Here is a 24,972-nt window from a genome sequence, read left to right as displayed (position 1 = left end):
GGCCTGCGCAAACGGGCAAGCCGATGCGGCGCTGAGCCGCATGAACCCTATTCAAGTCGCGCCTTGAGCGCAGCGGCGGCGCCAAAGGGCGCCAGCGCCAGCGCCGCCAGCGATCCGGCCAGCGCCATCATCAGATTGGGGCCCTCAAGCCCGGTGCCATCCATCGCCGCCCGGCCCGCGCCCGCCGCAAACACCAGAAGCGGCACCTGCAAGGGGGCCGCAATCAGCGCGATCAACAGCCCGGCCCGTTTGAGCCCCGCCGCCAGCGCGCCCGCAAAGGCGGCGATAAAGGCGAGCCCCGGCGCGGCGAAACCCAGACCCAGCGCCAGCACGAAAGCTGAAGTGACATCCATGCCGTAAGCCAGCCCGCCCACAAAGGCGAGCAGGGGCGTCGTCCAGAACACCGCCAGAATGAAGGCCAGGGTCTTCATGAACACCGATAGCGCCAATCCCACAGGGGAGAGCGCATAGAGTTCCAGCGTCCCATCGCTGGCGTCTTCGCTGAAAATCCGCTCGGCCGGCTGAAGTGTCGCCAGGAGCGCGGCGAAGGCGATGACGCCCGGCCCCGCCGCTTGCAAGGTTTCAGCATCCGGACCGATTGCGAGCGGCGCCAGCGCGAGCGCCGCCAGATTGAACGCCGCCGGCCCCGCCGGACCGCCACCGCCTGCAAACGCCAGGCGCAGTTCGCGGGTGAAGATCGCTCCCAACGCGCTCATCCGACACCTGCCGCGGTTCTGGTGGGCGCCGGACGCAAATCCTCGACCCGCGCGCCCGCCCAGCCCAGATCCACATGGGTGGCCGCGATCACGATGCCGCCGGCCTCACAATGTTGCCGAACCAGTGACGCCAGACGCGCCCGCGAGCGGGCGTCGAGCGGAGCGGCAGGCTCATCCAGAAGCCAGACCGGGCGGTTTGAAAGGGCGATCCGCGCCAGCGCCGTGCGTCGTTTCTGCCCCGCTGAAAGCGTGCCGCAGGTCCGTCGCGCCAGATGCGCCAGCGCCATATCGACCATGACAGGATCCAGCGTCGTGACATCGCCGCCATAAAGCCCGGCCCAGAACCGCAGCGATTGCTCGACAGTTTCAGAGGCTTTGAGCGCATCGGCATGGCCCAGAAAGGCGACCGATTGCGGATCGAGTGAAATCTCACCCTCTGCAGGCCGCACCAGACCGCCCATTGCACGCAAAAGCGTGGTCTTGCCTGACCCGTTGGGCCCCAGCAGAACCAGCGCCTCGCCCGGCTGCACATCCAGCGAGAACCCGGTCAGCAAAGTCTTCCCCCCGCGCTCAAGGCGCAGGCCGGAAACCGAAATGGGGGAGGGCGAAAAGGCGGCGGTGCTCATGAGCGCAGACTTAGCCGCACTTGGTGCGCGGGTCCAAGGCAGAAGTGTCGCAGCGGCCTAGGTCAGGGCGGGCAGGTCAGGGATTGGCGTGAAAATCGGCAACTGCAGGACCTGCGAATGCGTTGCGATAAATGCGTTTGCCGCGTCTACGGCCTTCGGCTGCATTGCGGTGCAGCGCAGACAGTATTAAAACCCGCGCGAAACCTTTCCGTCGTGTGATCGCGCACGACACTCCGCCCGGTCCCGCCCGCACCCTCTCATTGCGGCGGTCCGGCCCGACAACGAGGACCAAACATGGCTTCATTGGACAGCTTCAAGTGCCGTCGCGAAATGACGGTCGCAGGTAAGACCTACACCTATTTCGATCTGAAAGAGGCGGAACAGAACGGCCTCGATGGCGTCTCCAAGCTGCCCTACACGCTGAAAGTTCTTCTCGAGAACCTTCTGCGCTTTGAAGACGGCCGCACCGTCACCAAAGAAGACATTGAAGCCGTCGCCGCCTGGACCAAGACCGGCAAATCCGATCACGAGATCGCCTATCGTCCGGCGCGCGTGCTGATGCAGGACTTCACCGGCGTTCCCGCCGTGGTGGACCTCGCGGCCATGCGCGACGCCACCACCTCGCTGGGCGGCGATCCGAAATCGGTCAACCCGCTGGTTCCCGTTGACCTGGTCATCGACCACTCGGTGATGGTGGACTATTTCGGCAAGGGCGACAGCTTCGAGAAGAACGTCGAGCGCGAATACGAGCGCAATGGCGAGCGCTACAAATTCCTTAAATGGGGCTCCAGCGCCTTTGACAATTTCCGCGTTGTTCCGCCGGGCACCGGCATCTGCCACCAGGTAAACCTTGAGAACCTGGCCCAGACCGTGTGGACCAAGGATGAAGACGGCGTCACCTACGCCTATCCGGACACCCTCGTGGGCACCGACTCCCACACCACCATGGTCAACGGCCTCGCCGTTCTGGGCTGGGGCGTGGGCGGCATCGAAGCCGAAGCGGCCATGCTGGGCCAGCCGGTCTCCATGCTGATCCCCGAAGTCGTCGGCTTCAAGCTGACCGGCAAGCTGCCCGAAGGCGCAACCGCTACCGACCTCGTGCTGACCGTCGTGGAAATGCTCCGTAAAAAAGGCGTGGTCGGCAAGTTCGTCGAATTCTTCGGCGCCGGCATCGACAATCTGTCGCTGGAAGACGCGGCGACCATCGCCAACATGGCGCCCGAATACGGCGCGACCTGCGGCTTCTTCCCGGTCGACAACGAGGCGCTGGACTATCTGCGCGCCACCGGCCGTGAAGAAGGCCGGGTGCAGCTGGTCGAGGAATACTCCAAGGCCCAGGGCATGTTCCGCCCCGAGCGCAAGGACGACCCGGTCTACACCGACACGCTGGAACTGGACCTGTCCACCGTCGTGCCGTCTCTCGCCGGCCCGAAGCGCCCGCAGGACCGCGTGGCGCTCAACACCGCCGCCGACGCTTTCGCCAATGTCCTCAAGGACGAATTCAAGAAGGCCGAGGAAGCCGGCAAGCGCGTGGACGTGGATGGCGAGGACTTCTCCATCGGCCATGGCGATGTGGTGATCGCTGCGATCACCTCGTGCACCAACACCTCCAACCCGTCCGTGATGCTGGGCGCCGGTCTTGTGGCGCGCAACGCGCTCAAGAAGGGCATGAAGGTCAAGCCGTGGGTGAAAACCTCCCTCGCGCCGGGCTCTCAGGTCGTGACCGACTATCTGGAAAAAGCCGGTCTGCAGGATGATCTGGACGCGCTGGGCTTCAACCTTGTGGGCTATGGCTGCACCACCTGTATCGGCAACTCCGGCCCGCTGCCGGCGCCGATCTCCAAGGCCATCAAGGACGGTGACCTGGTCGCCACCTCGGTGCTGTCGGGCAACCGCAACTTCGAAGGCCGCGTGAGCCCCGATGTGCGCGCCAACTATCTCGCCAGCCCGCCGCTCGTGGTCGCCTACGCCATCGCCGGCACCATGAACATCAATGTGGCCGAGGACCCGATTGGCGAAGACGCCGACGGCAACCCGGTCTACCTCAAGGACATCTGGCCGAGCTCCGCCGAGATCGCCGAAGCGGTCCGGTCCGCAGTGACGCCGGAAATGTTCGCCAAGCGCTATGCCGACGTCTTCAAGGGCGACGCCATGTGGCAGGGCATCGAGACCTCCGGCGGCCTGACCTATGACTGGCCGGAATCCACCTATGTGGCCAACCCGCCCTTCTTCACCGGCATGAGCACGGATGTGACCCCGCCCAAGGATATCGACGGCGCGCGCATCCTGGGCCTGTTCGGCGACTCGATCACGACCGACCACATCTCTCCGGCCGGTTCGATCAAGGCGGACAGCCCGGCGGGCCTGTACCTGCAGGAAAAAGGCGTCGAGCCGCGTGAGTTCAACTCCTACGGCGCCCGTCGCGGCAATCACGAAGTGATGATGCGCGGCACCTTCGCCAATATCCGCATCAAGAACCAGATGGTTCCGGGCGTGGAAGGCGGCGTCACCAAGCTGCAGCCGTCCGGCGAGGACATGGCGATCTATGACGCCGCCATGAAGTATGCCGAAGCGGACACCCCGCTGGTCGTCTTTGGCGGCAAGGAATACGGCACCGGTTCGTCGCGCGACTGGGCCGCCAAGGGTACCCGTCTTCTGGGCGTCAAAGCCGTGATCTGCGAAAGCTTCGAACGCATTCACCGCTCCAACCTGATCGGCATGGGCGTGCTGCCCCTGCAGTTCCAGAACGGCGAAAGCTGGGACAGCCTGGGCATCACCGGCAAGGAAACCGTCTCGCTGAAAGGCGTTGAGGGCGTGAAGCCGCGCGGCCAGGTGACCCTGGAGATCACGTTCGAGGACGGTTCGAAGAAGACGACCGAGCTTCTGGCCCGGATCGATACCGAGAACGAGCTCGATTACGTCAACAATGGCGGCATCCTGCACTATGTCCTGCGTCAGCGCGCCACCGCGTAAGACGCTGTGACATAAACCACGCAAGAAACCCCGGCGGTCGCATCCGCCGGGGTTTTTTCGTGGGCGACTCTTTCATTCGCCGCAGCGTCGGTTATTCCCTTACTTTTAATCCGGCCATTACCTCGCCAAGGCGATACCCCTATGACTTTCACCACCCGCCTTGATCACGCCCAGAAACTGGTTGTCTTTCGTGGCCATGAGAAGCTCTCTCAGAATGAGCTCACGCGCGCCATGCGCCTGTTCAGGCATCCGGACTTTCCAGCCGATTACGATGTCCTGAACCTGTTTGATCCTGATATCCGCGTCGAGATTGATCATGATGCGATCGTCGGCCACGCCATTGAACGCCAGCGCACCCTGAATGAACGCGCATCGGGGCGTCAGCTTCGCTCCGCCTTTGTCGATGTGCCTCCGGCGCTCAAGGCCTTGCTCGAATACTGGCCTCATTTCTTCCCTGAAACCGACAGGGGCCTGCGGGTCCGGTTTTTCGACACCCGGGAAGAAGCGCTGGCCTGGCTGGGGCGCAAACCGTTCAACGAAGAGGCGCTGGAGCGATTTTACGAACCCGGCGCCTAGCGACTTCGCCCAACCGCACCCGACGCGGGAGGCATATCAGCGCTTCATGGAGCCAAGTGATCGGGGTTTTCGTTAGGGCCGAGGGTTTCAGAACCGGAGGCGCCCATGACCTATGTCTTCAATCCCGGAAACCGGCTTGATACCGAACAGGGCAAGAAGATCTATGCGCTCTACGAGATTGGCTTCACCCTGGTCGATGTGATGGCCGCCCTGTCCTTCCTGACCGGCTCCATCCTGTTTTTCTGGGACGATACCCAGACGGCGGCGGTCTGGCTGTTTCTGACGGGGTCCCTGTTCTTCACCGCCAAACCGGTCATCAGACTGGGGAGAGAAGTGCACCTTTACCGCGCCGGATACACTGATGAGCTGGCCCGACAGGAAAGCGTGTAGATCCGCTAGCGGGGCGCAATCACCAGTCCCAGCGTGCGGTTGTCGACCAGATCAAAGCCCACCAGCGCGCGCTCGGGGAACCCGGTGATCCAGGCGTGTTCGATCAGCCGCGTCAGCACCGGGGCGTCGCGCCGGCTCTCGACCAGCGGCAGAAAGCATCGCTCGCGCGGCGGATCGGACATGACCCCCGGCCCCACCACGACCAGACGCCCGCCGCGCATTTCGGCATGATCATCGAGGATCAGTCGCGGCGGCGGGGCATGGGGATCGCTTAGCTCGAACCGGATATCCCCGGCGGTCTGCACGAGGCGCTGACAGATGAGCCGGGCATCGCCCTCAAGGTCCACCACCCCGCCCTCATTATGCAGATCCTCGATGCGGGCGGGCGCGTCCGCCCAGGCGCCCTGGCCCCGGCACTCATAGACGCCCCCCGATTTGAGATGCACCGCGTCCGCATCGACGCCGCGCATGCGCGCAGGTTTGTCAGGCTGGCTTGATTCAAGAACGATCGCGCCGTCGCTGTCGAGCCGCGCCCGGCCGTCCATGCATTCCAGACGGCTCGCCTCCTTGAGCGTCAGGCGCTCCACATACACACGGGCCCCGGGCGTCAGCGCCAGGACCGAGCCCTGTTCGGCGATCACCGCCTGATGAATGGCGCAGGGCCAGCCGTCCTCAGGGCTGAACACCACCCGTGCCTCTCTCATTCCGACGGGCTGGGCGACCCGCAACACGCCGCCCACCAGGAGCCAGCCCCTGGGCGTGGCGTCGAGGCCCTGGCTAAGCATGAAATCGGTCCCTGCAGGTACGCTCAGCCCACCCTTCTGGACCAGAAGAACGGTGGGCAGCTCGGCGCCCGGCTCGGCTGCCAGCCGACCTTCAAAGATCTGGTTCAACCCCCGTCCCAGCACGCGCAAGGACAGGGCGAGGGTGACGCTCAACCCCTTGACCTGGACGCTCGACAGGCCCTGATCCTCGATATAGCTGCCATTGGAGGAGGTCAGCCAGGCCGAGCGCAGGAACCAGCCCGCCGTCTTGGTCAGCTTGAAGGGTTTGACCACATCAATGACGAAGGCGAGCCCAGAGTTCACAAGCTCGATCGCCTCGGCGTATTCCGCTTCATCTGTGATGGCGATGACGCCGTCCCGGATGCGCTCGCGCAAGTCAGGCGGCTCTTTGGAGGGAGGTCGCATGCCGATCCGCCTTCACCCAAGACTGAGGGAAGGCGGATCATGCGATCACCGAGACGCGCTGGCTTGAGCGACAGTGTCGCCCGGGCCGGCAGACACATCCGTTATTCGGCCGCCTGTTCGTCGATCCAGGCACGCATCTTGGTTTCGAGATAGCCCAGCGGCACGGCGCCCTCGTCCAGGATATGATCGTGGAAGGCGGCGAGGTCGAAGTTTTCACCCAGTTCCGCTTCGGCATCCGCGCGCAATTCGCGGATCAGCAGTTCGCCGGTCTTGTAGGCCAGGGCCTGACCGGGCCAGCTGATATAGCGGCTGACTTCATTGGTGATATTGAGCGGGCTGAGAGCGGAATTCTCAAGAAAGCAGGCTTCGGCTTCTTCCCGGCTCCAGCCATACCAATGGATGCCGGTATCCGCGACGAGGCGGCAGGCCCGCCACATCTCATAGGTCAGGCGACCGAAATGCTGATAGGGCGTTTCATAGATGCCCATATCCTGGCCCAGGAATTCGGTATAGAGCGCCCAGCCCTCGCCAAAGGCGGTGATATAGCCCTGGGTGCGGAATTCGGGCACATTTTCCAGTTCCTGGGCAATGGCGATCTGGTGGTGATGGCCGGGCACGGCTTCATGTACCGTCAGCGCAGGCAGCTCATAGAGCGGACGCTGATCGAGCCGATAGGTGTTGACCATATAGCCGCCCGCAATGCCCTGCTCGGCATCGCCCGGCCAATAGCGCGCCGTGGTGTAATTGGGCGCGATAGCGGCCGGCACCGGACGCACGCCATAGCTCAGCCGCGGCAGATGATGGAAAAAGCGGGGCATCTGGTCATCCGCCTGCTTGGCGAAATAGGACGCCGCCATCATCAGCTCGCGCTCGCTTTCGGCATAGAACTGAGGGTCGGTCCGCAGAAAATCCAGGAAGTCGTCAAAGCTGCCCTCGAACCCGGTCTCTTCAATGATCGCTTCCATATCGGCGCGGATGCGCGCCACTTCCGCCTGACCGCGCTGATGCACCTGCTCGGGCGTCATATCGAGCGTGGTGTGCTGACGCACCAGAGCCCGGTAGAAGTCTTCCCCGCCCGGCAGATCGCGCGCGCCCAGCGTGTCCCGGGCAGCGGGCATGTAGACGTCGGTGAAGAAGGCATGCAGCTCACGCAGGGCTGGCAGGGCCGACGTTTCAACAGCCTCGACAGCCTCTGTCATCAGGCGCTCCCGCTCGGCAGCCGGGATCGTTTCAGGCAGATTGCGGATCGGTGTCAGGAACTCGCTGTCTTCAGCCGGCGTGATCTGCGCTTCGATCTGATCGGCCACCCCTTGCAGAATGGCGCGCGGCTGAGTGAAACCGGTCTCTACCCCTCGCTCCAGCCAAGCCTGTTGCTGGGCGAAATAATCAGGCAGGGCATGCAGTTTCTCGATCCAGGCTTCCGCCTCTTCCACACTGCGCACCCGCGTCGTCAGAGCCGCGAAACTGGCGGTGGTGTGAAACCCGCTATCATTGGTGAAGGGGACCATGGACGTGGTCATGGACGGCACGGCGACCGCGCTGTCCAGCGTATAGGCAAGCACGGCGTAATTGGCCTGCTCATCGGCGGGCAGGTCGGCCGGATCAATCGCATCAATCCGGGCGTCAAAGCCCGCCATGCCCGCATCCCAGCCTTCGATCGCCTCGACGCTCACATCCGGCCATGAAGCGGCGGCATCCAGATCACCCTGGCGCGCCCGGGCGCTGAGATTGCGCTCGGCTGTGAACGCCTCATAGTCCGCGATCAGCGCGCGGAAATCCTCGACCGGCGTGGCGAAGGCCGGCGCGGCCAGGGCCAGCGCAGTGATGGACGCCAAGGCAATACGCATGAGCAAAGTCTCTCCCCGTTATGATGAGAAGAGACTGTCGCTCAATGCGGTTCAGTTCAAGCCTGATCGCGCGCTCAACGCTAGGCTGACGGCATCAGTCCCAGCTGTTTGGCGATCATCCGGTCGGCCATGCGCGTCGGCAGGAGTTTCAATATGAGACCCTGCATGGGCGTGGGTGTGACGACCGTGTTGAGCCTGGGCTTCTTGTCCGTCAGCGCCGCATGGACCGCTTGCGCGACCCGCTCGGGCGGCAAGCCGTTCTCGGCGCTCTTCAGGGTGAATTTCAGGAGCCTGTGGATGGCCTTGATGAAGTCGGTCTCGCCATACTGCTCGGGGTCCAGCTCCTGCGCCTTGTCCCAGATCGGCGTCTTGATCGGCCCCGGATTGATCGCCACGACATCAATCCCATAGAGCATCATTTCCCGGCGCAGGCCTTCAGTGAAGGCTTCGAGCGCAAATTTCGAACAGGCATAGGGCGTCAGGATCGGCATGGCGTGAAACCCCGCCACTGAGGACATGTTGACGATCCGGCCCGGCCTTCCCGCGAAACCCTTGCGGGCCCCCAGAAGCGGCGCGAAGGCCTGGGTGACGCGCATCTGACCGGTGACATTCACATCGAGCTGGCGCGTCATCTCTTCTGGCGGCAGATGCAGGAGCGGACCGGCGACCGCGATTCCGGCATTGTTCACCAGGCCGTCGAGGCTCTGGCCTTGCAATTCATTGTGCACCTGCTCAGCGGCTGATTTTATTATGTCTGCATCCGTCACATCACAGAGCACCGGCCGGACGCGCTCGCCCAGTTCCGCGCTGAGCCGTTCCGCATCTTCGGTTTTGCGCACGCCGGCGAAAACTCGCCAACCCTTGTCCGCCAGATACTTAGCACTAGCCTGACCGATCCCGGTCGAGGCGCCGGTGATCATGGCGTTCTTCATTTCAGACATTGTTCCTCCCCAGACGCCGCTCTGTCCCGCCAAGTCCAGTGACACGCTCGATCGCGCAACTGAGAACCGTTTGCAAACACAGCAGCAATCCACACTTTGGTGTGCGTTGACGTTACCCCGGTGCGGATTATTGTCACGCCCGTGTTCCGAGCTTACGGGGCTATTGAATTAATTAAGTGGGGGCCCTTCCATGGCCAAACAATCTGTCGATGCCCGGCCGATTTCTCCGCATCTTCAAGTCTGGCGCTGGCACGCCACGATGGCGTCCTCGATCTTCCACCGCGCGACCGGCTCCGCGAATTATATCGGCGCCATTCTCGTCACGGTGTGGCTGGTCCTGCTCGCCGCCGGCCCGGACGCCTACGCTTTCTTTGAAACCCTGATGAGCGGCCCGCTCAGCATCCTCGTGAAGATCGTGCTGTTCGGCTTCACCCTGTCGCTGATCTATCACCTGTTGAACGGCGTGCGCCACCTGGTCTGGGATGCCGGCAAGGGGTTTGACGCCAAAGGCTCCAACACTCGGTCCATCGCCATCATCATCGCCTCGATCGTGGTGACGGTCGCGATCTGGGTTCTGGCCGGAGGGCTCATCTAATGGCTGATTTCCGCACCCCGCTCGCCCGCGCCCGCGGTCTGGGCTCCGCCAAGTCCGGCGTGGGCCATTTCATCGCCCAGCGCGTGTCCGCCCTGGCGCTGGTCGTCCTGATCCCGCTGTTTGTCTGGTCCATCGCCAGCCTGCCGTCCGCCGATTACGCCTCGGCGCGGGCCTGGGTCGGCTCGCCGTTCGGCGCGATCCTGATGCTTCTGACGCTGACTGCGACATTCTACCACATGCGTCTGGGTCTTCAGGTCCTCATCGAGGACTACATCCACAAACCTGTGACCAAAGCCCTGCTGCTGAGCGCGAACACGCTGATCGCAGCCGGTCTCTGGGTCGCCGCCCTTTACGCCGTGCTGGCGATCGCAAGCTGAGAAGGACTTCATAAATGTCCGCATATGAATGGATCGATCATACCTTTGACGTCGTCGTGGTCGGCGCAGGCGGATCGGGTCTGCGCGCCGCCCTCGGCGCGGCTCAGGAAGGCCTGAAAACGGCCTGCATCTCCAAGGTTTTCCCCACCCGCTCCCACACGGTCGCCGCCCAGGGCGGGATTTCCGCGTCGCTCGGGAATATGGGCGAGGATGACTGGCGCTGGCACATGTACGACACCGTCAAGGGGTCGGACTGGCTGGGCGACCAGGACTCCATCGAATATCTCTGCCGCCACGCGCCCAAAGCCGTGTACGAGCTCGAGCACTGGGGCGTGCCCTTCTCACGCACCGAAGACGGCAAGATCTATCAGCGCGCCTTTGGCGGCATGACCCGCAATTTCGGCGAAGGCCCGGTGCAGCGCACCTGCGCCGCCGCCGACCGCACCGGCCACGCCATCCTGCACACGCTGTATGGTCAGTCCCTGCGTAATGCGACCGAGTTCTTCATCGAGTATTTCGTGCTCGACCTGATCATGGATGATGACGGCGTCTGCCGTGGCGTCACCGCCTGGAAACTCGACGACGGCACGCTGCACCGCTTCCGCGCCCAGAAAACCATTCTGGCGACCGGCGGCTATGGCCGCGCCTACTTCTCCGCCACCTCCGCGCACACTTGCACGGGTGACGGCAACGCCATGGTCCTGCGTGCGGGCCTGCCGCTGCAGGACATGGAGTTCGTCCAGTTCCACCCGACCGGCATTTACGGCGCTGGCTGCCTGATCACCGAGGGCGCGCGCGGCGAAGGCGGGTATCTGACCAACTCCAAGGGCGAACGCTTCATGGAGCGCTACGCCCCGAACGCCAAGGACCTCGCCTCACGCGATGTGGTGTCACGCTCCATGACCATGGAGATCCGTGAAGGCCGTGGCGTGGGCGAACATGGCGACCATATCCACCTGCACCTTGATCACCTTGATCCCGCCATTCTGGCCCAGCGTCTGCCGGGCATTTCGGAGAGCGCGAAAATCTTCGCGGGCGTGGACGTGACCAAGGAGCCGATCCCGGTGATCCCGACCGTCCACTACAATATGGGCGGCATCCCCACCAACTATCACGGCGAAGTGCTGACCAAGGTCGGCGGCAATCCCGACCAGGTGGTGCCCGGCCTGATGGCGGTGGGCGAAGCGGCCTGCGTGTCCGTGCACGGCGCGAACCGTCTGGGCTCGAACTCGCTGATCGACCTTGTGGTGTTCGGCCGGGCCGCGGGTCTGCGCTGCGGCGAGACCGTGGAAGCGGGCGCCAACCAGCCCGAGCTGTCTGAAAAGGCCGGCGCCGACACCCTGTCGCGCTTTGACAAGATGCGTCACGCCGATGGCGGCACCAAGACCGCGACCCTGCGTCTGGATATGCAACGCGCAATGCAGGAAAACTGCGCCGTGTTCCGCACCCAGGAGATCCTTGACGAAGGCGTCAAGCGCATCGCCGAGGTCTACAAGAATGCGGACGATATTCGCGTCAATGACCGCTCCATGATCTGGAACACCGATCTCGTCGAGGCGCTGGAGTTCGACAACCTCATCGCCCAGGCGGCCGTGACGGTGAACTCCGCCGCGGCGCGTCCGGAGAGCCGCGGCGCCCATGCACGCGAGGATTTCCCCGATCGTGATGACGAGAACTGGATGAAGCACACGCTGGCATGGTTCACCGAGGACGGCGCGGTCAAACTCGATGACCGTCCGGTCCACGAATACACCCTGTCCAACGACATTGGTTACATCGAGCCCAAGGCGCGGGTCTACTAAGACCCCGCCCTCGCTCACTGGCTACAAGAAAGCGGGAACGACCCCATGGTCCAACTGACGCTGCCGAAAAACTCCCAGGTCAAAAAGGGCAAGGTGTGGCCCAAGCCCGAAGGTGCGGACGAAAAGAATCTGCGCGCCTTCAAGGTCTATCGCTACGACCCTGAAACCGGCGAGAACCCGTCTTGGGACACCTATTATGTCGACACCGCCAAGTGCGGTCCGATGATCCTGGACGCGCTGTTCTTCATCAAGAACGAGATCGACACCACGCTGGCGTTCCGGCGCTCCTGCCGCGAAGGCATTTGCGGCTCCTGCGCCATGAATATCGGCGGCCGGAACACCATCGCCTGCACCAACGGCATCGACGAGCATAACGGGACGATCACCATCGCCCCGCTGCCGCACCAGCCGGTGGTTCGCGACCTCATTCCGGATCTGACGAACTTCTACGCCCAGCTGGCCTCCATCAATCCGTACCTGCAAACCGACTCCCCCGAGCCGGAAAAGGAATGGAAGCAGAGCCAGGAAGACCGCGAAGAGCTGGACGGGCTTTACGAGTGCATTCTGTGCGCCTCGTGCTCAACCGCCTGCCCGTCCTACTGGTGGAACTCTGACAAGTATCTCGGCCCGGCCGCGCTGCTGCAGGCCTATCGCTGGATCGCGGACAGCCGCGACGAAGCCACGGGCGAGCGTCTCGATGATCTTGAAGACCCCTTCAAGCTCTATCGCTGCCACACCATCATGAACTGCACCAATGTGTGCCCGAAAGGCCTGAACCCGGCCAAGGCCATTGGCAAGATCAAGGATCTGATGGTCGAGCGTCAGGTCTAGCGCCTGCGATCAACCGTCGAACGCAGAACGCCCCGGTCTCTGGCCGGGGCGTTTTGCTTACTCGGTGCGCTCCCGCACAAATCTGGGGCCGGTCAGGCTGTCGATGACGCGTTCGCCATCGTAATACAGCCCCTTGATGACCGCTTCGCCGGTCTCGGAGACCGACAGGATAGCGCCATACTGGGGGATGTCCGTGGTCGGGGCATTGTCGGGATCGAAGTCGTCACAGACAGAGGCGCGTTCAAATTCCTCAGGCTCGAACTCCTGCAAATCCAAACACCGTTCCCACGCACTCCGCTCCTGCTGCATATCCCGAACGGTCTGCAAGTCGGCCTGTATCGCCATCGCCGTCTCCGGATCCGCAAAATACTGACGCGGCAGAACAAAACGCACATAGAACCGCTCCGGACTGTCCCCATACTCGCCAAAAGCCGGGAACAGTTCAGCCTTCAAGACCGGTCCGCCTTGCGCCGCCGCCTCGTCCAGCGTGGCGAAGGACTCACCAGGCTGATGGAAAGGACCGGACGTCGTCAGGGTGAAGTACACAAAGTCACCGGCCTCAAGCCCCTGCTCCGCAGGCCAGCTGAGACGGACATCGCCGGTGTTGAAGTCCCGATAACTCAGAACTGCGTAATGACCGAAGAACACATCGCGCGGATCTATCGGATAGGTCTGAAGCAGCACCTCATGGCCCGATGACCGCGCCCGCTCATTGCTGAACGTCATCCAGCCCAGCAGCGCCAGAATGACGGCGAGTCCCAGCCCCGCGCGGGCCAGATAAGATATCCGGATCATGATGCGCGCTCCCCGGACGGCGCCTGCCGGCGTCGGGTGACCAGCAGCAAGGCGGTCAGCGCGGCCCCGAACACAATCAGGGTGAACCCCGCGGTGACAAGGTTGGTGGAATAGGTGAAGAGAATGATCGCCGCGCCGATGAAGCCGGCCACCCCGGCGCCCCTGAACCAACGCCGTCCCGGAGCCGCGCCATAAGCTGTGAGCGCGGAAAAAATCGCCAGGCTCGCGATCGCGATGACCGCCATGAAGCCGCTGTTGAGGACACGCTCTGTCGCAAGCCCCATCAGCAGGCACGCCGTGGCGGTCCAGCTGGCCCAGCCTGCCAGGGTCCTGACCGCAAAGACCGGTCTCAACCGGGCCAGCGCTTCGGTGACCAGGGCGACTCCCCCCCAGAGCGCAAACAGGGCGTAGGCGACCCGCCCGTCTCGGCCCGAGTTGAACGCGTCAATATAGAGCTCTGTCACATTCCAGCTGAGCCAGACGATCACCCCCAGACTGATGATATTGAGAACCAGCAAGGACCGCCATCGCGCGCCCTGAAGGGCCAGCAAGGCCAGCGCGCCCAGCGCCCAAATCGGTTCAGGCAGACGCGTGAGCTCTCCCGCTTCGCCAAAGTGGAACAGGCTCCAGGCCAGCGCCAGAAGTCCGGTTCCGGCCGCCGCCAGAGGCGAACGTTGGGTCAAGGCGATCAAAAGACCCAGCCCGGTCCACAGGCTCAGGAAGGCCGCGTTTGTGGCGCTGGAATGATAGAGCTGACCAATGACGATCACGCCCCCGCCAGCGAGCAGGACCGCGATCGCAGCGAGAATATTGGAGGGCAGATCCAGTGCGCGATCGCGCAAATAGCCGGCGGACAGCATGGCGGCGCTGATCAAAGCGCCCACAAGGCCCAGCCGCATCACGCCAGTCAGGGCGGACCAGTTCGCCGCGATGATGGTGAGGACTCCCAGACCGATGACGAGCCCAGCCAGGCTTGTCAGAATGGGTGAAGAGCTGCGCTCGGGCGCCTGAGCGCCTGCATACGCGCGCAGCTTGTGCGCCGTCGTCGCATCAATAAGGCCATCGCGGACCCATTGATCGAGATCCTCGGCCAGACGTTTCAAATAGGCCTCAGTGCGCATGCGCCTTCCCCTTCAGGACCGAGACTAGAGGAGCCTTCGCGAAAGAGAACGGTTTTTATTTCCGTCATGGAACACGCAAGCCGCGTTTGCGCTGTCTCAGGCCTGTTTTGCCAGCCCCTGCGAGCACAGCCGCAGCGTCTCGCTGGCCGTTTGTTCATCCCCCGCAAGCTCCAGAGGATCCATCGGTGCGCCAAACAGCAGGCGATAGCGCGCGCCTTTCTTGGCCAGAAGCTCATGAAACACGGTCATGTGGCGCAGTTCTTCATGGATGAGACCCAGCGAATAGAACCACATCGACATGCGCTGGCGCACGCCCAGAGAGACGACCGGCGCGCGAAACTTGCGCGCCAGGCTGATGGCGGTCGGCTGCCAGTCTGAATCCTGCAAGCTCAGCGTGCGCCAATCCCAGGCCGACATGCGCCCGGCGGGAAACACCACGATGCAGCGCCCATCCTGAAACGCGGTGATGGCGCGCTTGAGGGTGTCGCGCGTTTTTTCCCGATTGCGATGACCCTCCCGCCATTCCACAGGGATGACCACATCGGCCAGGCCTTCACAGACCCGGATCGCATCCCGGTTCGCGAAGAAGACCATGTCCGGCCGACGCGCCTTGAGCGCCTGCCAGACCGCGATCCCATCCGCGATGCCGCCGGGATGATTGGCCGTAATCACGCACGGGCCCGTCTCGGGCACATGCTCGAGCCCGGAATCCCTCGTCGTCATGGACAGGAAGTCCTGCGCCCAGTTCATCGCTTCGCGCCCGGACTTGTCAGCCAGCGCATCGGCGATCTCACGAGCGCGGCGGTAGCCCAGAAGCGGATAGAAGACGCGCTTCACCCAGGGCCAGAGCCAGGGATTGGCGGACAAACGCACCGCGCGCTCTTCAATGAGCTGGTCCACCACATGGGTTTGGGTCAGGTCAGGGCTGGTCATGCCGCCAGAACAGGTTAGCAGGCGGCTTTCTGCAAGCCATTAAGGTCCGAGACAGCCAGATCGCAAATCTCAGGATTGCCCTCGCAGCACTCTACAATCAGGAAATTGAGCAGATTGCTGACAGCCGGCAGCGTTGCGGAATAGAACCGCCGCCGCCCGTCCTTGCGAACATGTAGAAGACCCGCGTTCACAAGCACGGTGAGATGGGCGGACAGGTTGCTCGGCGTCACCTGAGCCTGATCGGCCAGCTCGCCTGCGGAAACGCCCTGCGGCCCGGCGCTCATGACCTCCCGGAAGACAGTCAGACGGGTCTCATGCGCCAATGCGCCGAACTGGTTCGCCGCCCCTTCCGGTGTCAATTTCGGGTCTTTCATTTCAATTTATCCTGAAATATACAAGCGTCGTATTATAAAGGCTGAATGGCATTCAACCAAGCGGAGCGCCTAATGAATCTACTTGTGCTGTGCACCGGAAACTCGGCGCGATCCATCCTTGCCGAAGCGTTGTGGTCCTCTTTGAGCCAGGGCGATGTGGCCGCCTATTCGGCTGGGTCAAAACCCGCTGGAGAGCCCAATCCCTACGCGGTCTCGACCCTGAAACATCACGGCCTGAGTGTCCAGAATTTGCGATCAAAGAGCTGGCTCGAATTTGAAGCCGATGACGCCCCGCAAATGGATGTCGTGATCACGGTGTGCGATTCCGCCGCCTCCGAGCCCTGTCCGATCTGGCCCGGTGCGCCGGTCCGCGTCCATTGGGGCCTGCCCGACCCGGCCGGACTGCCGGCCGGTCCTGAAGCGGAGGCGGCGTTCGAAGCCACATATCAGGCGCTCAAGGCCCGCGTTCAATACTGCCTGGACGCAGGCATTGTGAACGCCCCTGCGGACCAGCGCCTCGCCATCCTGAAATCCGCACACGAGAGTGACCAATGAGCGTTTTGGACCCAGATAATGCGAACCCCGCTCCGGGCGGTATCGGTTTTTTTGAAAAATGGCTCTCGGTCTGGGTTGGCGGCGCCATTCTCGTCGGCACGGCGCTGGGCGCCCTGACGCCGGGCGTGTTCGCCGCCCTGGCCAGCCTCGAGATCGCCCGGGTGAACCTGCCGGTCGCCGTCCTGATCTGGCTGATGGTCTTTCCGATGATGGTCAATATCGATCTGGGCAGCCTGCGCCAGATCGGCGCCCGTCCCAAGGGCCTCGCCATCACGCTGGTGGTGAACTGGCTGATCAAACCCTTCACCATGGCCGGGCTGGCCGTGCTGTTCTTTGAAGGGGTGTTCGCCCCCTTCCTGCAGCCGCAGGACGCCCAGGCCTATATCGCCGGGCTGATCATTCTGGGCGCAGCGCCCTGCACCGCCATGGTCTTCGTCTGGTCACAGCTGACACGGGGAGACGCCAATTACACCCTGGTCCAGGTGGCCGCCAATGATGTGATCATGGTGTTCGCCTTCGCCCCGATCGTGGCGGTCTTGCTGGGCGTGACTGAAGTCAGCGTGCCCTGGAGCACATTGCTGATTTCGGTCGGGCTTTATGTCATCGCGCCTTTGTGCGCCGGCGCCCTTGTCCGCCATCTGCTGACGCGCGGCCAGTCGCACACAGAGGCTGAAGCCGCCGTGGACGCCTTCACGGCGCGCATCAAACCCCTGTCCATTCTGGGACTGATTGCGACCGTTGTGATCCTGTTCGGCTTTCAGGGCCGTACGCTGCTGAGCCAGCCTGTCGTGATCGCCATGATCAGCGTGCCCCTCCTGATCCAGTCTTACGGAATTTTCGCCCTCGCCTATGGCGTGGCCTGGCTGGCGCGGACCCCCTTCAACATTGCGGCGCCCTGCGCCCTGATCGGCACCTCGAACTTTTTCGAGCTGGCGGTGGCCGTTGCAATCTCCCTGTTCGGCCTGAATTCCGGCGCGGCGCTCGCCACTGTTGTCGGGGTGCTGGTGGAAGTGCCGGTCATGTTGTCACTGGTCGCCTTCGCCAATCGGACGCGCGGCTGGTTCCCCGACGCCCGCTCATGAAAAAGCCGCCTCGGACAGACCGGGGCGGCTCTTCCATCTCATGATCGATATGGATCAGAAGCGCAGGCGCGCGCCAATCGAGAGCGCCTGAGTGCTGACCAGGTCCTCGCGGTCCTGAAGCTCCTCATAGCTCAGGGCGACCGTGAGATTGTTCGGCAGATGCGCGGTGACGCCCACGCTGATCTCGCTCCACTCATCATCGCCGTTCACGCCCGGCGCGATGGAGAACAGGCCCGGCGCGTTCGAGAACGAGCCGTAGACCGTTTCCGACCCATCCAGAAGGTCGCCGGCAAAGCCGAGATAGGCCTGTGGTTCAATCCGCGCCGAACCCCAGTCCAGACTTGTGCTGAGTTTGAGGCCCGCCCGTGCGACCAGCTCATTGCTGATCGATTCCGACAGATTGACGGCCGCCGCCGAACCGGACTGCTGACCGGCGTCATACTCGGTTTCAGACCAGGTCATGCTGACCATCGGCGTCAGATGAAGCCATCCCTCAAGCGGATCGACGCGGTACGCGCCCATGAGGCTCGCTTCCAGCGTATCAGCGTCCTGAGAGCCCTTGGCGCCCAGGGATTGACCGCCCAGGGTGAGGTAGCGGCTGCTCTCGGTGTCGTGGGAGGCGGAAGACACTCGCGCCATGCCCAGAACCGGTCCCCGTTCTGCGACCGCATAGGCGGACACTTGCAGCGTATCGACTTCGGAGGTGACAGAGCCAATCGTCGAGCCGAGATTCTCCACCTCGGAACTGGCGTAGCCCAGGGCCGCGCCAAGGCGCAGCCAGTCACGCGCCTGGATGTCAGCGCCCACAATGCCGAAATAACCCTCAAGATCGCCCTGAGAGGTGCTGGTCGTCTGGACTTCACCATCCAGCTGGCCCCCCGATGCGAAGATGCGGATACCGTGACCTGCATCGTTCATGACAGGGCCCGAGGCGCTGTCTTCAGCCTGAATCGCAAGGCTCGCCTCGTTGAGGGCCGGCCGCATATCGGCGTCCATCAGACGCGCCGTGAACCCAGCCGCGCCCATGGCGGACTCGCTGGACACGTCCTGACTCAGAGCAATGTCCCGCATCTGCGCGCCGAAGGTATCAAGGTGCGCCCGGCTGGCCCGACGCGACTGGAACGCCTCATGTGGGGCCAGAGCCTCAAAGGACGCCGCCAACTGGGCGCCCGATTGCAGGTCGAGACCGCGATAAAGCGGCTCCAGATCATCATAGGATGACGCACGCGCGGTATCGAGATACTGCGCCAGGCCGGACTGCGCCGGGTTCTGGAATTCGGTCACGGCGCCGAAATCCTCGGCTTCAACGGTCACGCTGACAAAGCCCGCGCCATAAGTGGACGACAGGTACAGAACGCCGGGCAGGTTATCGCCGGCAAATTCGCCGACGCGCTCGCCCGAAAAGCTCAGGATGTTGCGCGTATCGCCGTAAGCGGGCACGTAACCGCCGAGCGGATTGACCGCAATCATGCCGTCCAGAGAGACATCGCCATTGACCTGCAGCAGGTCTGCGCCGTCCGCGCTCCAATCCACGCCCAGAACGCCGGCGGCGGACTGAATGTAATCCCCCTGGATCGTCAGGGCGCCGGTTTCACCGACGGCGCCTGCCGTCACCACACCGCCCACATTGAACAGAGCGCCGTCAAGGATTTCGCCATTGCCGGCAAAGGCGTTCAGATCAAACAGAGAAACAATGCCTGAACCGCTCAGCATGCCCGTCCAGAGCATCAGCTCGCGCGTCAGCAGGCCGCCATTCACTTCCAGCTCGCCGGCGATGACATTGACGCCGATCAGGCTGGTGAGATTGGTGTCTTCGTTGATCACGAGACGCGCATCGCCGCCCGCCAGGGTCAGATTGTCGATCTCGGCGAAGTCGAGATCAAAAGTCGTCGTGCCCGCTGCGGCCAGGGTGACGTCAAAGAACTGAGCCGAGTCTTCAAAAGCCGGGGCGTTGCGACGGCCGTAATAGTTGCTGGGCACAAAGCCGGTATAGCCCGGCCCGGTCAGCGTCTGGATCAGTCCTGACACGGTCTGCGTTTCAGACGCTTCCGGCGCGTTGAAGCCGAGCGCTTCCGCAGCGCTGAGGCGGCCTTCGGGCAGGATGGCGACCAGGTCGTCAGCAGAGAAATTGATGAGATTGCCGTCCGCAGCCGCCGGATCGTCGCCGGTGTCCGTTTCCGTCACAGGACGGTCAAACACATCGCCCGCAATCGGACGACGTTGGCCCAGGCCGCCTTCATCGCCGTCCGGCAGGCCGTTCACGATCTCGCCGTCTTCATTGTAGACGAAATAGTTCGGGTCGAGGCCCTGGATCCAGTGATCGCCATCAGACCACAGACCATCGCCCGCCATCGCGCTCACATACTTGTAAGGGTTATTCTCACTGATCCACTGATGGTAGGTGAACAGCGGATTGTAATAACTCACCTCGCCATAGCTCTGACCGGAGCTGTGGAAGAACCCGTCCACGAAACCGCCAGACAGCACACCTAGCAACAGCGGGTTGTTGAAGAGATTCATGGCCATGAGCGGGCCGCCGGAATCACCGCCGCCCGTGGCGACTTCATTCGGCAGCGCATCGCCGGGGAAGTAATCGATGGAGGGGCCAGGCAGGATCACCGTGTCCCCGTCCAGGCGCACGCCATCCCCGGGGACATTGTCATCACAGACAATGCTGTCCTCCGCTGTCGGGCCGAGATTGGCCCGGGCGCAGGTCCCGGTGCGACCGGGCAGGTCGAAATCGGTCCAATACAGAAGCTGGTTGTTGCTCGGAACCGGGGAGCCCGCGCCTTCACCGGCCAGCGCCTGGAAGAAATCGCTCTGGGACGCCATCAGGCCGAGCATGTTCTCACCCGCGCGGCGGCGGCCATTGATGTTGCCTGCGGACGTGTCAGAGCCCGGATGGAAGGTGCCGTAACCGATCTGGTTGACCAGAACCCCTTCATTGAAAACATCTTCGGGAATGGGGCTGAACAGCATGCCATAGGTCGGCAGGTGATAGAGCGGGTTGGCCAGGGCGATCATCGCCACGTCCGCCGCCGGGAAGGTGGTCTCGCCATTCACCGGGCTGTCGGGGTGCATCATGAGATCGACGCCGAAGGTCAGCCCGTTCAGGTCATCGATAAATTGCCGGTCCGTATTGATCCAGTTGAACAGCGGCACGAACGTGTCGGGCCCATACGCAATGATCGGGGTCAGCGAGCCCGGACCGTTGGCGTAGACCTCTTCGGGGTTGGCGTCGAAACAGTGCGCGGCCGAGATCACCGTACGCGGATTGATCATCGAACCGGTGCAGTTGAAGCTGATGCCGCCGGTGTTGCGGTTCCACAGATAGATCTGGATGACGCCGTCCCAGCCTTGGGCGAATTCCTGCGCGCCTTCATCCCCGACATCATCGCGGAAAGGAATTGCGTCCGCGGACGGCGCCAGAGCCATGGCGAGCATCACGGATGACGTCGCCGCCAGAAGCGAAGTTCTGATCGATTTCATGTTGTTTCCCCGATTGTATGGTCACGACGATTTGATCGCCCATCTGTGGGTGACAAGCTAACGTTACCATCGGGTCAGGAAAGACTTGTTCTCACGGCCGCACACGCGAGAGGCGTATTCCATGATCGCGCGTTGTATTTTTATCACTTTCATCAGCCTGCTTGGCGGCTGCCTGTCGACGCCCCCGTCATCGAGTCAGACTTTTGCAACCGCCCCACCCGACAACCGGGTCATGCCGCGCCTGCCGCTCTCGGATGCCGGATTGGCGCCGGACTGGCTCCTTGGCGAGTGGAGGATCGGGGATAGCGGTTGCACGCTTCGACTGGAAGCCGACGCCTCGCGCCTGAATACAGGCCCTGTCATCCCCCGTGACTGCACCGCCCCCTGGGGCGCCGCGCATGACTGGCGCCGGCCGGATGACCGCACCAGCCTGTTTGTTATCCGCGATGGCGCGGGGCGAGCTCTGTGGCGCGCCTTCGCGATCCAGCCCACCGCGATTGCAGGCGCGGATGGCGAGGGCCGCCGGGTCCGTTTATACTGGGCGGAAGAGGGAACCCATGGGGGATGGGTGCAACCTGGAAGGGAAACCGGACCATGATCACGCCTGTTCTCGCGCTGGCTCTCAGCGCCATCGCCCCGCCCGAGGGCGGCGTCTACACGCTTTCAACACCCAGTCAGAGCTGCGAGCTCCTGCTCGACGCCACGGCCGCGCCACTGCCCGAAACCAATCTCGACCAACGCGACGCCTCCGGCTTCGCCACAGCCATGCCGCAATGCCCGGCGAACGCCTCAACGACGAGCTTCTGGAGCTATCGTGATGCGGACCGGACTCTGAGCCTGTTCGACCCCAGCGGCGCCGCGCTGTTTACCGGTGTTCTGACCGATGACGGCTGGCAAGGCGAGATCGGCGAGGGGCTGCCCGCCACGCTCTCCCGCCGCTAGGCGCTGACAAACGCGGCTCAGCGCTCGACAACCCGCCTCGCCGGGCGTTAAACCCTGCTCCAGTCACACGAGCCGGCGCCCATCACAGACCGGCCTGATGGAGGAAGCCCCATGTCCGCGCACCGCGATATCCACCATTTCATCAACGGCCAAGCCGTCCCGGGCGGCTCTGGCCGCTTTGGCGATGTCTACGATCCCAACTCCGGCGAGATTCAGGCCAAGGTCGCTCTGGCGAGCGTGAAGGAAATGGACGAGGCGGTTCAGATCGCCAAGGCGGCGCAACCGGCCTGGGCCGCGGTCAATCCGCAGCGCCGCGCCCGCGTCATGTTCAAGTTCAAGCAATTGCTTGAAGAGAACATGGACGAGCTGGCGGTGCTGCTGGCGTCCGAACACGGCAAGGTCGTCGCCGACGCCAAGGGCGATGTGCAGCGCGGCCTGGAAGTGATCGAGTTCGCCTGCGGCGTGCCGCACCTGATGAAGGGCGAATACACCGAAGGCGCCGGCCCGGGCATCGACGTCTATTCCATGCGTCAGGCCCTGGGCGTGGTGGCGGGCATCACCCCGTTCAACTTCCCCGCCATGATCCCGATGTGGATGTTCGGCGTGGCGATCGCCTGCGGCAACGCCTTCATCCTCAAGCCCTCCGAGAAGGACCCGTCCGTGCCGGTGCGCCTGGCCGAACTGATGAAGGAAGCGGGCCTGCCCGACGGCATTCTGAACGTCGTCCATGGCGACAAGGAAGCGGTGGACGCCATTCTTGATCACCCCGATATCAAGGCGGTGAGCTTTGTGGGCTCGTCCGATATCGCCCAGTACGTCTACTCGCGCGGCACGGCGAACGCCAAGCGCGTGCAGGCCATGGGCGGCGCCAAGAACCACGGCATCATCCTGCCCGACGCCGATCTCGATCAGGTCGTTCAGGACCTCGTCGGTTCGGCCTATGGCTCGGCGGGCGAGCGCTGCATGGCGCTGCCTGTTGCGGTCCCGGTCGGTGATGACACCGCCGACCGCCTGCTCGAAAAGCTGATCCCCGAGATCGAAAAGCTGACCCCCGGCGCCTCCACCGATCCCGACGCCCAGTACGGCCCGGTCGTCTCCCAGGCGCACAAGGAGAAGGTCGAAGGCTATATCCAGATGGGTGTGGACGAGGGCGCCAAGCTCTTGATCGACGGCCGGAACTTCAAGCTCCAAGGCCATGAGAACGGCTATTTCATCGGCCCGTCCCTGTTTGACCATGTCACCGCCGACATGAAGACCTATCAGGAAGAGATCTTCGGTCCGGTGCTGCAGATCGTGCGCGCCAAGGATCTGGAAGAGGCCGCCAAGCTCCCGAGCGAGCACCAGTACGGCAATGGCGTGGCGATCTTCACCCGCAACGGCCTCGCCGCGCGTGAATTCGCCTCCAAGGTCAATGTGGGCATGGTCGGCGTGAACGTGCCGATCCCGGTCCCGGTCGCCTACCACACCTTCGGCGGCTGGAAGCGCTCTTCGTTTGGCGATGCCAACCAGCACGGCATGGAAGGCGTGCGCTTCTTCACCAAGATCAAGACGGTGACCCAGCGCTGGCCCACCGGTGAAGTGTCCGACCAGGCCTTCATCATCCCGACCATGGACTAGGCTGTTCGGTCCCGAACATGAAAAAGCCGGCGGAGCGATCCGCCGGCTTTTTTGTACGGTGACATAGACCGCCCTACCGCTTGTGCGCGTCGCGGATGGCCTGCATGTGCTCGACCGCACGCGGCTTGCCCTTGCCGCCACAGAATTTGTACTCCTGCGTGCCCTCGGTGACGATCACATCGGTGTCGAGCGCTGCGGTGGTGGCGTAGGTGAAGCCTGCGGGCAGCTTCTTGTAGATCGGGGTGAAATCGCGACCGGCGGTGCTTTCATACAGCGCCTTGATCGAATCCACGACGAAGTAGGTTTCCTGGAAATCGCTGATCACATAGTCGGTGCGCATGACCCGCTCGGGCACCATCTTGATGCGGTGCGGACTGTCTGAGTAGAGCGAGAACAGGGTCTCGTCCGGGCTCGACAGGATGCCCGCGCCGTAAACCCGCAGCTCGCCCTCTTCCATGATCAGACCGAATTCCACCGTGTACCAGTAGACGGCGCCGAAATTCTTCAGGCGATTATACTCGATGGCCCGGCGCCCGCCGGCGCCATAGGCCTGGATGTAATCGGCGAAGAACGGATTCATAAGCATCGGCACATGGCCGAAAATGTCATGGAAGGTGTCCGGTTCCTGCAGGTAGAAGAGGTCATCCTCCACCGCGGTATATTCAACGAATTCCGGCGCGCGGCCCTGATTGGCCTCTTTCACCTTCTTCGATTGCGGATTGCCGCCGCGGATGAAAACGCCCGCCGGAAAGCGCCGGTTCTCCAGGTGCCAGAAGAAGATGTTATCGGGGATCAGCTCGGGCACCGGCACCACGGTCCAGCCCGTGGCGGGCTTGAGGATGGCGTTGATGTCGTCAAAGCTGGGAATGCCGTCCTGGAACAGGTGCTCGAGCTGCTCGAAGCCGTCCATGAAGTCCTTGCAGGCCCGACCCGGCAGCATCTTGCGCTGGTTTTCAAACAGCAGCTTCCAGCGCGCATGTTCAGCCGGCGTGTAATCGGGCTGACGCTTGAGCTGCCAGCTCTCGGCGATGAAGTCGCTTTCATCCAGCCGATAGCCTTCAGGCCGAATGGCGTAACGATGCAACGCGCCGCCCGGCCCGGTCAGGCCGTTGCCGGCATCCTGGACCAGGGGGTCATAATAGGCGCGACCCATATCCGGAATGGATGTGGAAACTTCGTCAAGCATCGTCGCCTCCCATG

23 protein-coding genes are annotated in these 24,972 nt (G+C 63.2%); 12 read left to right on the top strand and 11 right to left on the bottom strand.

Annotated elements, in window-relative coordinates:
- Window positions 1-47: 47 nt before the first annotated feature.
- Both RBA95_RS02180 and ccmA read right to left on the bottom strand, forming a co-directional pair.
- Entirely contained in the window at window positions 48-716 is a 669-nt protein-coding gene (locus tag RBA95_RS02180) for a heme exporter protein CcmB (protein ID WP_306015162.1), read from the bottom strand.
- Entirely contained in the window at window positions 713-1,342 is a 630-nt protein-coding gene (gene ccmA / locus RBA95_RS02175) for a heme ABC exporter ATP-binding protein CcmA (RefSeq protein ID WP_306015161.1), read from the bottom strand. The genes RBA95_RS02180 and ccmA overlap by 4 nt, the downstream gene beginning before the upstream one ends.
- Before the next feature lie 294 nt (window positions 1,343-1,636).
- Here ccmA and acnA point away from each other — a divergent pair, with 294 nt between their 5' ends.
- The 3 genes from acnA (at window position 1,637) to RBA95_RS02160 (ending at window position 5,281) form a co-directional block, all read left to right on the top strand.
- On the top strand, window positions 1,637-4,315 hold the full coding sequence (gene acnA / locus RBA95_RS02170; RefSeq protein WP_306015160.1) for an aconitate hydratase AcnA: 2,679 nt from the start codon (window positions 1,637-1,639) through the stop codon (window positions 4,313-4,315).
- Window positions 4,316-4,456: 141 nt separating this feature from the next.
- Window positions 4,457-4,891, top strand: a complete 435-nt coding sequence (locus RBA95_RS02165; protein ID WP_306015159.1) for a hypothetical protein — start codon at window positions 4,457-4,459, stop codon at window positions 4,889-4,891.
- Between the two features lie 105 nt (window positions 4,892-4,996).
- Entirely contained in the window at window positions 4,997-5,281 is a 285-nt protein-coding gene (locus RBA95_RS02160; RefSeq protein ID WP_306015158.1) for a YrhK family protein, read from the top strand.
- A 5-nt stretch (window positions 5,282-5,286) separates the two neighbouring features.
- Here the strand turns inward: RBA95_RS02160 and RBA95_RS02155 are convergent, their stop codons facing one another.
- The 3 genes from RBA95_RS02155 to RBA95_RS02145 all read right to left on the bottom strand — a co-directional run bounded on the left by RBA95_RS02155 (window position 5,287) and on the right by RBA95_RS02145 (window position 9,259).
- Window positions 5,287-6,471 carry a hypothetical protein gene (locus RBA95_RS02155; RefSeq protein ID WP_306015157.1) on the bottom strand — a complete coding sequence of 395 codons (1,185 nt, stop codon included), beginning with the start codon at window positions 6,469-6,471 and terminating at the stop codon, window positions 5,287-5,289.
- 101 nt (window positions 6,472-6,572) lie between these two features.
- On the bottom strand, window positions 6,573-8,318 hold the full coding sequence (locus RBA95_RS02150) for a DUF885 family protein (RefSeq protein WP_306015155.1): 1,746 nt from the start codon (window positions 8,316-8,318) through the stop codon (window positions 6,573-6,575).
- An 80-nt stretch (window positions 8,319-8,398) separates the two neighbouring features.
- Window positions 8,399-9,259, bottom strand: coding sequence for an SDR family oxidoreductase (locus RBA95_RS02145; protein WP_306015154.1), 861 nt, complete (start codon window positions 9,257-9,259; stop codon window positions 8,399-8,401).
- A 190-nt stretch (window positions 9,260-9,449) separates the two neighbouring features.
- Here RBA95_RS02145 and sdhC point away from each other — a divergent pair, with 190 nt between their 5' ends.
- From sdhC to RBA95_RS02125, 4 genes are read left to right on the top strand one after another with little or no spacing between them, the layout of a single operon-like run.
- Window positions 9,450-9,854, top strand: coding sequence for a succinate dehydrogenase, cytochrome b556 subunit (sdhC, locus tag RBA95_RS02140; protein WP_306015152.1), 405 nt, complete (start codon window positions 9,450-9,452; stop codon window positions 9,852-9,854).
- Window positions 9,854-10,231, top strand: coding sequence for a succinate dehydrogenase, hydrophobic membrane anchor protein (gene sdhD / locus RBA95_RS02135; protein WP_306015151.1), 378 nt, complete (start codon window positions 9,854-9,856; stop codon window positions 10,229-10,231). The genes sdhC and sdhD overlap by 1 nt, the downstream gene beginning before the upstream one ends.
- Before the next feature lie 14 nt (window positions 10,232-10,245).
- Window positions 10,246-12,033, top strand: a complete 1,788-nt coding sequence (gene sdhA / locus RBA95_RS02130; protein ID WP_306015150.1) for a succinate dehydrogenase flavoprotein subunit — start codon at window positions 10,246-10,248, stop codon at window positions 12,031-12,033.
- A 45-nt stretch (window positions 12,034-12,078) separates the two neighbouring features.
- Complete coding sequence (locus tag RBA95_RS02125) at window positions 12,079-12,864, top strand: succinate dehydrogenase iron-sulfur subunit (protein ID WP_306015149.1); 786 nt, start codon at window positions 12,079-12,081, stop codon at window positions 12,862-12,864.
- Window positions 12,865-12,921: 57 nt separating this feature from the next.
- Here the strand turns inward: RBA95_RS02125 and RBA95_RS02120 are convergent, their stop codons facing one another.
- The 4 genes from RBA95_RS02120 to RBA95_RS02105 all read right to left on the bottom strand — a co-directional run bounded on the left by RBA95_RS02120 (window position 12,922) and on the right by RBA95_RS02105 (window position 16,087).
- Window positions 12,922-13,659: a GDYXXLXY domain-containing protein gene (locus RBA95_RS02120; protein WP_306015147.1), complete on the bottom strand. Its 738-nt coding sequence runs from the start codon at window positions 13,657-13,659 to the stop codon at window positions 12,922-12,924.
- On the bottom strand, window positions 13,656-14,780 hold the full coding sequence (locus tag RBA95_RS02115) for a DUF2157 domain-containing protein (RefSeq protein ID WP_306015145.1): 1,125 nt from the start codon (window positions 14,778-14,780) through the stop codon (window positions 13,656-13,658). Before RBA95_RS02115 ends, RBA95_RS02120 begins: the two co-directional genes overlap by 4 nt.
- A 96-nt stretch (window positions 14,781-14,876) precedes the next feature.
- On the bottom strand, window positions 14,877-15,713 hold the full coding sequence (locus RBA95_RS02110; RefSeq protein ID WP_306015143.1) for a 1-acyl-sn-glycerol-3-phosphate acyltransferase: 837 nt from the start codon (window positions 15,711-15,713) through the stop codon (window positions 14,877-14,879).
- Between the two features lie 14 nt (window positions 15,714-15,727).
- Window positions 15,728-16,087 (bottom strand): helix-turn-helix transcriptional regulator, encoded by a 360-nt coding sequence (locus RBA95_RS02105; RefSeq protein ID WP_306015142.1) that lies wholly within the window; start codon window positions 16,085-16,087, stop codon window positions 15,728-15,730.
- A 72-nt stretch (window positions 16,088-16,159) separates the two neighbouring features.
- On the opposite strand from RBA95_RS02105, the gene RBA95_RS02100 reads away from it, so the two are divergent.
- Both RBA95_RS02100 and arsB read left to right on the top strand, forming a co-directional pair.
- On the top strand, window positions 16,160-16,642 hold the full coding sequence (locus RBA95_RS02100; protein WP_306015140.1) for an arsenate reductase ArsC: 483 nt from the start codon (window positions 16,160-16,162) through the stop codon (window positions 16,640-16,642).
- Window positions 16,639-17,724 (top strand): ACR3 family arsenite efflux transporter, encoded by a 1,086-nt coding sequence (gene arsB, locus RBA95_RS02095; protein WP_306015139.1) that lies wholly within the window; start codon window positions 16,639-16,641, stop codon window positions 17,722-17,724. Before RBA95_RS02100 ends, arsB begins: the two co-directional genes overlap by 4 nt.
- 54 nt (window positions 17,725-17,778) lie before the next feature.
- Here arsB and RBA95_RS02090 read toward each other — a convergent pair whose 3' ends face one another.
- A complete protein-coding gene (locus RBA95_RS02090; protein ID WP_306015138.1) occupies window positions 17,779-21,213 on the bottom strand; it encodes an autotransporter domain-containing protein in 3,435 nt (1,144 codons plus the stop codon).
- 232 nt (window positions 21,214-21,445) lie between these two features.
- On the opposite strand from RBA95_RS02090, the gene RBA95_RS02085 reads away from it, so the two are divergent.
- The 3 genes from RBA95_RS02085 (at window position 21,446) to RBA95_RS02075 (ending at window position 23,772) form a co-directional block, all read left to right on the top strand.
- Window positions 21,446-21,811 (top strand): hypothetical protein, encoded by a 366-nt coding sequence (locus RBA95_RS02085; RefSeq protein WP_306015137.1) that lies wholly within the window; start codon window positions 21,446-21,448, stop codon window positions 21,809-21,811.
- Window positions 21,808-22,155, top strand: coding sequence for a hypothetical protein (locus tag RBA95_RS02080; protein ID WP_306015136.1), 348 nt, complete (start codon window positions 21,808-21,810; stop codon window positions 22,153-22,155). The genes RBA95_RS02085 and RBA95_RS02080 overlap by 4 nt, the downstream gene beginning before the upstream one ends.
- 111 nt (window positions 22,156-22,266) lie before the next feature.
- Complete coding sequence (locus tag RBA95_RS02075; protein ID WP_306015135.1) at window positions 22,267-23,772, top strand: CoA-acylating methylmalonate-semialdehyde dehydrogenase; 1,506 nt, start codon at window positions 22,267-22,269, stop codon at window positions 23,770-23,772.
- A 73-nt stretch (window positions 23,773-23,845) separates the two neighbouring features.
- Here the strand turns inward: RBA95_RS02075 and RBA95_RS02070 are convergent, their stop codons facing one another.
- The gene (locus RBA95_RS02070; protein ID WP_306015134.1) at window positions 23,846-24,958 is read right to left on the bottom strand and encodes a phenylalanine 4-monooxygenase; all 1,113 of its coding nucleotides are present in this window, start codon (window positions 24,956-24,958) and stop codon (window positions 23,846-23,848) included.
- Window positions 24,959-24,972: the final 14 nt, after the last annotated feature.

It is taken from the genome of Oceanicaulis sp. MMSF_3324, assembly GCF_030733545.1.
Taxonomy (GTDB): Bacteria; Pseudomonadota; Alphaproteobacteria; order Caulobacterales; family Maricaulaceae; genus Oceanicaulis.
This window is presented reverse-complemented; position numbering and strand designations above follow the sequence as displayed.

Excerpts from the sequence above, each read along its gene's own strand:
- RBA95_RS02180 (WP_306015162.1), bottom strand. The coding sequence starts at position 716 with ATGAGCGCGTTGGGAGCGATCTTCACCCGCGAACTGCGCCTGGCGTTT.
- ccmA (WP_306015161.1), bottom strand. The coding sequence starts at position 1,342 with ATGAGCACCGCCGCCTTTTCGCCCTCCCCCATTTCGGTTTCCGGCCTG.
- acnA (WP_306015160.1), top strand. The coding sequence starts at position 1,637 with ATGGCTTCATTGGACAGCTTCAAGTGCCGTCGCGAAATGACGGTCGCA.
- RBA95_RS02165 (WP_306015159.1), top strand. The coding sequence starts at position 4,457 with ATGACTTTCACCACCCGCCTTGATCACGCCCAGAAACTGGTTGTCTTT.
- RBA95_RS02160 (WP_306015158.1), top strand. The coding sequence starts at position 4,997 with ATGACCTATGTCTTCAATCCCGGAAACCGGCTTGATACCGAACAGGGC.
- RBA95_RS02155 (WP_306015157.1), bottom strand. The coding sequence starts at position 6,471 with ATGCGACCTCCCTCCAAAGAGCCGCCTGACTTGCGCGAGCGCATCCGG.
- RBA95_RS02150 (WP_306015155.1), bottom strand. The coding sequence starts at position 8,318 with ATGCGTATTGCCTTGGCGTCCATCACTGCGCTGGCCCTGGCCGCGCCG.
- RBA95_RS02145 (WP_306015154.1), bottom strand. The coding sequence starts at position 9,259 with ATGTCTGAAATGAAGAACGCCATGATCACCGGCGCCTCGACCGGGATC.
- sdhC (WP_306015152.1), top strand. The coding sequence starts at position 9,450 with ATGGCCAAACAATCTGTCGATGCCCGGCCGATTTCTCCGCATCTTCAA.
- sdhD (WP_306015151.1), top strand. The coding sequence starts at position 9,854 with ATGGCTGATTTCCGCACCCCGCTCGCCCGCGCCCGCGGTCTGGGCTCC.
- sdhA (WP_306015150.1), top strand. The coding sequence starts at position 10,246 with ATGTCCGCATATGAATGGATCGATCATACCTTTGACGTCGTCGTGGTC.
- RBA95_RS02125 (WP_306015149.1), top strand. The coding sequence starts at position 12,079 with ATGGTCCAACTGACGCTGCCGAAAAACTCCCAGGTCAAAAAGGGCAAG.
- RBA95_RS02120 (WP_306015147.1), bottom strand. The coding sequence starts at position 13,659 with ATGATCCGGATATCTTATCTGGCCCGCGCGGGGCTGGGACTCGCCGTC.
- RBA95_RS02115 (WP_306015145.1), bottom strand. The coding sequence starts at position 14,780 with ATGCGCACTGAGGCCTATTTGAAACGTCTGGCCGAGGATCTCGATCAA.
- RBA95_RS02110 (WP_306015143.1), bottom strand. The coding sequence starts at position 15,713 with ATGACCAGCCCTGACCTGACCCAAACCCATGTGGTGGACCAGCTCATT.
- RBA95_RS02105 (WP_306015142.1), bottom strand. The coding sequence starts at position 16,087 with ATGAAAGACCCGAAATTGACACCGGAAGGGGCGGCGAACCAGTTCGGC.
- RBA95_RS02100 (WP_306015140.1), top strand. The coding sequence starts at position 16,160 with ATGAATCTACTTGTGCTGTGCACCGGAAACTCGGCGCGATCCATCCTT.
- arsB (WP_306015139.1), top strand. The coding sequence starts at position 16,639 with ATGAGCGTTTTGGACCCAGATAATGCGAACCCCGCTCCGGGCGGTATC.
- RBA95_RS02090 (WP_306015138.1), bottom strand. The coding sequence starts at position 21,213 with ATGAAATCGATCAGAACTTCGCTTCTGGCGGCGACGTCATCCGTGATG.
- RBA95_RS02085 (WP_306015137.1), top strand. The coding sequence starts at position 21,446 with ATGCCGCGCCTGCCGCTCTCGGATGCCGGATTGGCGCCGGACTGGCTC.
- RBA95_RS02080 (WP_306015136.1), top strand. The coding sequence starts at position 21,808 with ATGATCACGCCTGTTCTCGCGCTGGCTCTCAGCGCCATCGCCCCGCCC.
- RBA95_RS02075 (WP_306015135.1), top strand. The coding sequence starts at position 22,267 with ATGTCCGCGCACCGCGATATCCACCATTTCATCAACGGCCAAGCCGTC.
- RBA95_RS02070 (WP_306015134.1), bottom strand. The coding sequence starts at position 24,958 with ATGCTTGACGAAGTTTCCACATCCATTCCGGATATGGGTCGCGCCTAT.